Here is a 7,769-nt window from a genome sequence, read left to right as displayed (position 1 = left end):
CGGTGGATCGCGGTCCCCGCGCTGGCGGCGGTGGCGGGCGTCGCGCTGCTCGCCGGGGTCCGGCTGGGCCAGCCGGGGTCGACGCCCGATGCGACCGCGACCGCGACGCCCCGGGTGCAGGCGGTGCTGCAGGACGTGGGCGACGGGCGGGTGCTCACCGTCGACGGCCGGGCCGACGGGCCGACGCCCGTCCCCGTCTCCATCGACGGCACGGCCGTGGTCGGCCAGCGGTTCCAGGGGTACGGCACCGCCGTCGTGGGCTTCGACCCGCCGGACGGGTCGTTCGAGGGCGGCCGGGTGCTGGTCGACGTGACGTCGAGTGCGCCGACCCGCGTGTCGTGGCGCGCGCTGATCATGCTCACGCGGATGGACTGGACCTCCTACCCCCTCGTCGCCGCCCGCGGCATCGCGCAGGACCACTCGGGCGCGCGGGCGCCGACGGTGTTCGTCTACCCGAGCCGCCCGCCGACGCGCATCGCGGTCGAGGCGCCGCCGGGAGTCGGCTGGACGCTGGTGGTGGCGATCAGCGGGCAGCTCGCGCCCGATCTGCACTGACCAGTCGGCACCGATCAGCCGGCACCGAGCGGCCGGCCGCGGTCGCGTGGACTCCCAGCCGGATCCGCGCGAGCATGGCCGGGGGTCGCCGTAGCCCCGTCCCCGCCCGGAATGGAGACCCTCCGCATGACCGCCGTGATCGTGGGCTACGCCCGCACCCCGTTCGTGAAGTTCACCGGCGTGTTCGCGCAGATCCCCGCGACGGACCTCGGCGCGCACGCCATCACGGCCGCGCTCGCGAACGCGGGCGTGTCCCCGGATGAGGTGGACCGCGTCGTCGGCGGCCAGGTGCTGCAGGCCGGCGCCGGTCAGAACCCGGCCCGGCAGTCCGCCGTCGGTGCCGGCATCCCGCTCACCGTGCCGGCCATCACGCTGAACGCGGTCTGCCTCAGCGGGCTGGAGGCGGTCGCGGAGGGCGCGCGGATGATCGCCGACGGCCGGGCTCGGGTCGTCGTCGCGGTCGGCCAGGAGTCGATGACCCTCGCCCCGCACGCCTGGCCGGGCTCCCGCGTCGGGAAGCGGTACGGCGCGATCGAGTTCCTCGACACCATGGACCACGACGGCCTCACCGACGCCTTCGAGCACCGCAGCATGGGCGCCTCCACGGAGGAGCACAACGCCGACCACGTCGTCTCCCGCGAGGAGCAGGACGCCTGGGCCGCCGCCTCCCACGCGCGCCTGGCGGCCGGCGCGAACTTCCTCGCCGGGGAGATCGCGCCGCTCACGACGCCGGGCAGGAAGGGCGCGACGATCAGCGCGGACGACGGCCTGCGCGCCGACACGACGATCGAGTCCCTCGCCGCGCTGCGCCCCGCGTTCCATCCGCAGGGCGGCGTCACGGCCGGCAACTCGAGCCAGCTGACCGACGGCGCCGCCGCGGTCGTGCTGATGGACGAGGCGCTCGCCGGCGGGAGGGGCATCGCCCGGGTGCTCGCCTCCGCCTCGGTCGCGGGCCCGGACGTCTCGCTGCACGCGCAGCCCGCGAACGCCGCCCTGCGGGCGCTCGAGCTGGCGGGCCGCAGCGCGGCCGACCTGCGGGCCGTCGAGATCAACGAGGCGTTCGCCGCGGTCGCGGTCGTCTCCACCCGCCTCCTCGGCGTCGACTCCGACCTCGTGAACGCCCACGGCGGCGCGATCGCGCTCGGTCACCCCATCGGCGCCTCCGGCACGCGGATCGCCGGGCACCTCGCGCGCCGGCTCGCGGAGGCGGGCGCCGGCAGCCTCGGCGTGGCCGCGATCTGCGGCGGCGGCGGGCAGGGCGCCGCGCTCGTGCTGGAGGGGCTCGCGCGATAGCGCCGGCCTCATCGGGTCAGGGGGCGGCGCCGGGCGGCTCGATCGCGCTGCGCTGCGCCTGCTCGACCGCGGAGCGGAAGTCCCGGTGCGTCCCGTCGACCAGCAGCACGGTCGCGGCGGCGTGCACCCGGACCGGGAACGCGCCCGACGTCGCCGCGCCGTCGAGCGGCGCCCTGGCGTCCTCGCCCAGCGCGACCAGCGCCTCGCTGAGGCTGCGCCAGCACTCGCGGCTCCGTCGGCCGAGCTCGCCGGCCAGGTCGGCGGCGAGCGCCGCCCGCTCCTCCGCCGGGGTCAGCACGACGGCGGCCCGCCAGGCGGCGCGGGCGACCTCGTCCTCCTCGTCGTGCAGCAGCGCCGCCGTCAGGGCGGGCAGCGCGCCCGAATCGCCGATCTTGGACAGCGTGTGCAGCGCCTGGCTGCGCGCCTGCGGGAACGGGGACGACAGCTCCGCCACCAGCCGCGGGACCGTCACGTCCGCGGGCAGCCGGGTGAGCGCCCAGGTCAGCATGTCGCGCACGAAGAAGTCGGGCTCGGCGCCGCAGCGCTGCACGAGCACCTCGGCCGTCGCCGGGTCCGGGTCCGAGCCGGCCGAGAGCGCCGCCTGCAGCCGCACCGACCCGTCGGCCGCACGGAGGCGCTGCGCCAGCTCCTCCGGGCTCATGGGCGGGATCCGGGTGCGGTGCACGGCGTCACCGCTCGATGGTGGCGGACCCGGCGTCCGCAGCACCTGGACGCGGTCCTCCGCTAGCGTGCGAGGTGCCGACGCACGCGATGGAGCAGGAGGTGGCATGCCCGACCTCACCGCCGCGCACGCGGTCGTCACCGGCGGCGGGAGCGGCATCGGCGCCGCCATCGCGACCGCCCTCGCCGGTGCGGGGGCCCACGTCGTCGTCGCGGATCTCGACGGCGACGCGGCCGCGGCGGTCGCCGAGCCGATCGGCGGCGAGGTGTGGCAGGTCGACCTGTCGAAGCCCGCCGCCCTGGACGATCTGCGGCTGACCGCCGACATCCTGGTGAACAACGCGGGCGTGCAGACGGTCAGCCCGATCGAGGACTTCGACCCGGCCCGCTGGCGCTTCATCGTCGACCTGATGCTCGTCGCCCCCTTCCAGCTGGCGCGGGCGGCGCTGCCCGGGATGTACGAGCGCGGCTGGGGCCGCGTGATCAACATCAGCAGCGTGCACGGCTTGCGCGCCAGCCCCTACAAGTCGGCGTACGTCGCCGCGAAGCACGGGCTGGAGGGACTGTCGAAGACGATCGCGCTGGAGGGAGGCGGCAGGGGCGTCACGAGCAACTGCGTCAACCCGAGCTACGTGCGCACCCCGCTGGTCGAGCGGCAGATCGCCGACCAGGCCCGCGTCCACGGCATCGACGAGTCCGAGGTCGTGGAGCGCATCATGCTGACCGAGGCGGCGGTGAAGCGCCTCGTCGAGCCCGCGGAGGTGGCCGACCTGGTCCTCTGGCTGACGGGCGACACGGCGGCCATGGTGAACGGCGCGTCGCTCACGATGGACGGCGGCTGGACCGCGAAGTGACCCGTCTCATTCGCAACGAGAAGGTCTCCGGGGCCCGCCGGTCGAGGCGCGAGCGCAGCGAGCCTCGGGACCACCCGATCACGCAGGCCGCCGGAGCCCGCGCGTGACCCGCGACACGACGGTCCCGGTCGACGGCGGCCCCCTCGCGGTCGCCGAGCACGGCCCGGAGGACGGCACCCCGGTCCTCGCGATCCACGGCATCACCGCATCGAGCCGTACCTGGGCGGCGCTCGCGCGCCTCCTCCCGGACGTTCGGCTGATCGCTCCCGACCTGCGCGGCCGGGCCCGCAGCAGCCACCTCCCGGGCCCGTTCGGGCTGCGGCGCCACGCGGCGGACCTGCAGCGCGTACTCGACGCCCTGCACCTCGACGAGGTCGTCGTCGTCGGCCACTCGATGGGCGCGTTCGTCTCCGCGCTGCTGGGCGCCGCCGAGCCGACGCGCGTCCGCGAGCTGGTCCTCGTCGACGGCGGCCTCCCGCTCGCCCCTCCCCCGGGCGTCGACCTCGAGCAGCTGCTCACCCGCTCCCCCGCGGCCCTCCTCGGACCCGCCTTCGAGCGCCTGACGACGGTGTTCCCCTCCCGCGCCGCGTACCGGGCCTTCTGGCAGGCGCACCCGGCGTTCGCCCGCGACTGGAGCGAGGAAATCGCCCGGTACGCCGACTACGACCTCGAGCCCGCGGAGCAGGGCTTCACCCCCTCCGCGAACCCGGAGGCGGTCGCGACCGACCAGCGGGAGCTGTTCGGCCCCGACTGGTACCGCGCCGCGCTGCGGCAGGTGCGGCAGCCGACCACGGTCCTGCGTGCCGCGCTCGGTCTGCAGGCGGAGCCGCCAGGGCTCTACCCGCCCGGCGCGCTGGAGGCGGGCACGGCGCTGGTGCCGCAGCTCGCGGTGATCGAGGTGCCGCAGGTGAACCACTACACGATCGTGATGACCTCCCCGGGCGCCGACCGGGTCGCGGACGTCGTCCGCGGTGCGATCGAGCGCCCCTGAACCCAGCGAACGAAGGAGCTCCCATGCAGACCGTCCTCGACGGCATGCTGTTCGACGGCATAACGGCGGTCGATGTCGCGACGCCCCGCTACCGCGCCCGCATCCTCGACCGCCCGGGCGTCGGCAGCGGCCCGACCGTGGTGCTCGTGCACGGCAACGTGTCCTCGTCGCTGTTCTTCCAGCCGCTGATGCTCGCGCTGCCGCCGGAGGTGCGGGCCGTAGCGATCGACCTGCGGGGCTTCGGCGGCAGCGAGGCGAAGCCGGTCGACGCGACGCGCGGCCTGCGGGACTTCTCCGACGACGTGGCGAGCGTCCTCGACGAGATGGCGACCGGTGCCGTCCACCTCGTCGGCTGGAGCATGGGCGCTGGCGTCGTGCTGCAGCTGCTGCTCGACCGCCGCGACCTGGTGCTGTCGGTGACGCTGGAGTCGCCGGTCAGCCCGTACGGGTTCGGCGGCACGGCGCTCGACGGCACCGTGCTGAACGGCGGTGCGGGCTCCGGCGGAGGCGGCGCGAACCCCGACTTCGTGCGGGCGCTGCAGGAGCAGGACCGCGGCGACGGCCCCACCTCCCCCCGCACCGTCTACCGCACCGCGTACGTCGCGCACCCCGAGGGCATCGAGCACGAGGACGTCTGGGTCGAGTCGATGCTCACCACGACGACCGGCGTCGACAACTACCCCGGCGACGCGACCACGGTCGACGCCTGGCCCGGGTTCGGACCCGGCGGCCGCGGCGTGCTGAACACGATGACCCCGGACCACCTGGACCTGACGGCGATCGTCGACATCGCGGACAAGCCGCCGATCCTGTGGATCCGCGGCGAGCAGGACGCGATCGTCTCCGATGCGAGCTACTTCGACCTGAACACCCTCGGCTCCGCCGGCATCGTCCCCGGCTGGCCGGGCGCGGACGTCGCGCCCTCGCAGCCGATGGTCGCGCAGACCCGGAACGTGCTCGACGAGTACGCCCGCAGGGCGGGCTGGTACCGGGAGCTCGCCCTGCCGGAGACCGGGCACTCCCCCCATCTCGAGCAGCAGGACGCGTTCGTGGAGGCGCTGCTCGCGGTGGTGCGCTCCGACCCCCGCTGAGCGGAGCCCGGACGGCGCCGGCCCGCTGAGCACGGTGCCGCAGGTCTAGACGCGGATGACGCGGGGGCCGCCGACGGACTCGATCACGTCGAAGTCGGCGTCCTGCGTCACGACGTCCAGCCGGTTCGCGGCCGCGACCGCGGCGATCCAGAGGTCGTTCACCTTGGCTCGTCGACCGGCCTGCGCCAGCCGGACCCGCAGCTCCGCCCAGGACCGCGCCGCGTCGACGGTGATGGTCAGCGTCTCGAACGCGCTGATCGCTTCGAGCGTCGCGAGCCGCCGAGCTCGGACCGAGACGTCCTCGGCCGCGAGGACGCCGGCCTGCAGCTCACCGACCGTCACGACGCTGATCGCCGTGCGATCGGGCAGGAGGTCGATGCCGATCGGCCTGTCCGTCTCCCGCGCGATCAGCACGCTGGTGTCCAGCAGCGCCGCGCGGTCGCTCACAGCGCGTCCAGATCGTCCGTCGTCTCACCCGCGAGCTCGTCCAGCACGTGCGCCAGTCCCGCGTCGGCGCGGCTCGTCGAGACGATCCGGACGAGATCGGCCTTCGTCAGGAAGGTCGCGCGGCTGGACCTGACCGCCGAGATCTCGGCCACGGGGGCGCCGTTCACCGTGACCGTGACGCGCGTGCCTTCTGCCACCGTGCGCAGCACCTCGGCGGTGTGGTTCCGGAGGTCCCGCGATGCGACCGATATCATGTGCGCAACTGTAGCACCGCTGCCACACCCCTGGACGGATGACCGTCGAGGAGGGAGGGGTCAGCCCGCCGCGTCCTCCGGCAGCACGCCCATCGCCCCGCGCCGCCCGTACCGACCGCCTGCGGCCTGCAGGCCGTCGAGGGCCGCGCGGTCCCCATCGGTGAGCGTGATCCTCGTCGCACCGAGGTTGTCGGCGAGCGAGCGGCGCCGGGTGGTGCCCGGGATCGGCACCACGTCCTCGCCCTGGCCCAGCAGCCAGGCGAGCGCCACCTGCGCGGGCGTCGCGCCGATGCGGCCGGCGACCTCCCGCACGCGGTCCACCAGCGCGAGGTTCCTGCGCAGGTTCGCACCCCGCCAGCGCGGCAGGAACCGGCGGTAGTCGAGCAGCGGGAGGCGGGTCGTCGCCCGCGGATCGCCCGTCAGCATCCCCCGGCCGAGCGGGCTGTACGGCACGACCGTCGCCCCGATCGAGCGCGCCGCCGGCACGACGTCGCGCTCGAGGTCGCGGGTGAACAGGCTCCACTCGGACTGCACCGCGGCGATCGGGTGCACGCTGTGCGCCCGCAGCAGCTCGCTCGCGGTCACCTCGCTGACGCCCACCTGCCGCACCTTCCCCGCCTGCACGAACCCGGCGATCGCGCCCACGCTGTCCTCGATCGGCACCCGCGGGTCGACGCGGTGCAGGTAGTAGAGGTCGACGTGGTCCGTGCCCAGCCGCCCGAGGGAGGCGTCGAGCGCGGCGCGCAGGTGCGCCGGGCGGCCGTCGAGCCCGGCCGGCAGGCCGCCGAGCCGGGTGCGGATGCCCGCCTTCGTCGCGAGCACCACGCGGTCCCGCCGCCCGGGCAGCCACTCCCCCAGGAACCGCTCGCTCGTCCCGTCGCCGTACATGTCCGCGGTGTCGAGCAGCCGCACCCCGCCCTCGAGCGCGGCGTCGAGCGTCGCCCGCGCCTCCCTCGGGTCCGGTCGGCCGTACACCGTGGCGAGCCCCATGCAGCCGAGCCCGAGCTCGCCCACCTCCAGGTCCGCGATCCTCCGCACCATCCACCTCCTGTTTACGAGCATTCGCTCGCATGCACGATACGAGCAGATGCTCGCTTCTGTCCACCCCTGCGGTACCGTGGCGGCGTGGAGCGGACCCCCACCCGGCTCGCCCGGGGCGAGCGCCGGGCCGCCCTGATCCTGGAGGCGGCCGTCGCGGTGTTCGCCCGCGTCGGCGTCGAGCGGGCGACGACGAACGCGATCGCGGCGGAGGCGGGGATCTCCCCCGGCTCGCTCTACCAGTTCTTCCGCGACAAGCAGGACATCGCGGTCGCCCTCGGGCGGCGGTACGCGGCCGAGCTGCGCGCCGCCTACGAGACGGCGTTCGAGGCGTTCGACCCGGTGGCCGCGCCGCTCGAGGAGGTGCTGGACCGCACCCTCGACCCGATCGTCGCGGTGAAGGAGGGGAACGCGGCGTTCGCGCCGATGTTCGCCCGGCCCGATCTGCCGGTCGCGCTGACGGAGCCCGTCGCGTAGGTGGAGGAGGCGCTGGCGGCCCGCGTCGCCGGCCAGCTGTCCGCTCGCAACCCCGGGCACGTCCCGGTCGAGCTGCGCCGCACCGCGG

The 7,769-nt window shown here is 75.2% G+C and carries 10 protein-coding genes; 6 read left to right on the top strand and 4 right to left on the bottom strand.

The annotated features are described in order from the left end of the window. On the top strand, window positions 1-555 hold a 555-nt coding region (locus tag ACFE60_RS15930), incomplete at its 5' end, for a hypothetical protein (RefSeq protein ID WP_375389843.1). A 126-nt stretch (window positions 556-681) separates the two neighbouring features. Further along, entirely contained in the window at window positions 682-1,848 is a 1,167-nt protein-coding gene (locus tag ACFE60_RS15925; RefSeq protein ID WP_375389842.1) for an acetyl-CoA C-acyltransferase, read from the top strand. Between the two features lie 16 nt (window positions 1,849-1,864). Here the strand turns inward: ACFE60_RS15925 and ACFE60_RS15920 are convergent, their stop codons facing one another. Next, complete coding sequence (locus tag ACFE60_RS15920; RefSeq protein WP_375389841.1) at window positions 1,865-2,509, bottom strand: HEAT repeat domain-containing protein; 645 nt, start codon at window positions 2,507-2,509, stop codon at window positions 1,865-1,867. A 127-nt stretch (window positions 2,510-2,636) separates the two neighbouring features. Here ACFE60_RS15920 and ACFE60_RS15915 point away from each other — a divergent pair, with 127 nt between their 5' ends. The 3 genes from ACFE60_RS15915 to ACFE60_RS15905 all read left to right on the top strand — a co-directional run bounded on the left by ACFE60_RS15915 (window position 2,637) and on the right by ACFE60_RS15905 (window position 5,465). Beyond that, window positions 2,637-3,383, top strand: coding sequence for a 3-hydroxybutyrate dehydrogenase (locus ACFE60_RS15915; protein ID WP_375389840.1), 747 nt, complete (start codon window positions 2,637-2,639; stop codon window positions 3,381-3,383). Window positions 3,384-3,486: 103 nt separating this feature from the next. Continuing rightward, a complete protein-coding gene (locus ACFE60_RS15910; RefSeq protein WP_375389839.1) occupies window positions 3,487-4,374 on the top strand; it encodes an alpha/beta hydrolase in 888 nt (295 codons plus the stop codon). Window positions 4,375-4,397: 23 nt separating this feature from the next. Further along, window positions 4,398-5,465 (top strand): alpha/beta fold hydrolase, encoded by a 1,068-nt coding sequence (locus ACFE60_RS15905; RefSeq protein ID WP_375389838.1) that lies wholly within the window; start codon window positions 4,398-4,400, stop codon window positions 5,463-5,465. 45 nt (window positions 5,466-5,510) lie between these two features. Here the strand turns inward: ACFE60_RS15905 and ACFE60_RS15900 are convergent, their stop codons facing one another. The 3 genes from ACFE60_RS15900 to ACFE60_RS15890 are packed head-to-tail and all read right to left on the bottom strand — an operon-like array spanning window position 5,511 to window position 7,207. Beyond that, window positions 5,511-5,912, bottom strand: a complete 402-nt coding sequence (locus tag ACFE60_RS15900) for a PIN domain-containing protein (protein WP_375389837.1) — start codon at window positions 5,910-5,912, stop codon at window positions 5,511-5,513. Further along, window positions 5,909-6,166 (bottom strand): type II toxin-antitoxin system Phd/YefM family antitoxin, encoded by a 258-nt coding sequence (locus ACFE60_RS15895; protein WP_375389836.1) that lies wholly within the window; start codon window positions 6,164-6,166, stop codon window positions 5,909-5,911. Before ACFE60_RS15895 ends, ACFE60_RS15900 begins: the two co-directional genes overlap by 4 nt. Window positions 6,167-6,226: 60 nt before the next feature. Then, window positions 6,227-7,207, bottom strand: coding sequence for an aldo/keto reductase (locus ACFE60_RS15890; RefSeq protein WP_375389835.1), 981 nt, complete (start codon window positions 7,205-7,207; stop codon window positions 6,227-6,229). Window positions 7,208-7,291: 84 nt separating this feature from the next. Here ACFE60_RS15890 and ACFE60_RS15885 point away from each other — a divergent pair, with 84 nt between their 5' ends. Beyond that, window positions 7,292-7,681 (top strand): TetR/AcrR family transcriptional regulator, encoded by a 390-nt coding sequence (locus tag ACFE60_RS15885; protein WP_375389834.1) that lies wholly within the window; start codon window positions 7,292-7,294, stop codon window positions 7,679-7,681. Window positions 7,682-7,769 lie beyond the last annotated feature (88 nt).

The organism is uncultured Amnibacterium sp. (assembly GCF_964245895.1).
In the GTDB taxonomy this organism is placed as follows: Bacteria; Actinomycetota; Actinomycetes; order Actinomycetales; family Microbacteriaceae; genus Amnibacterium.
The sequence above is the reverse complement of the archived record's forward strand: the minus strand, read 5'-3'. Positions and strand labels throughout refer to the sequence as shown.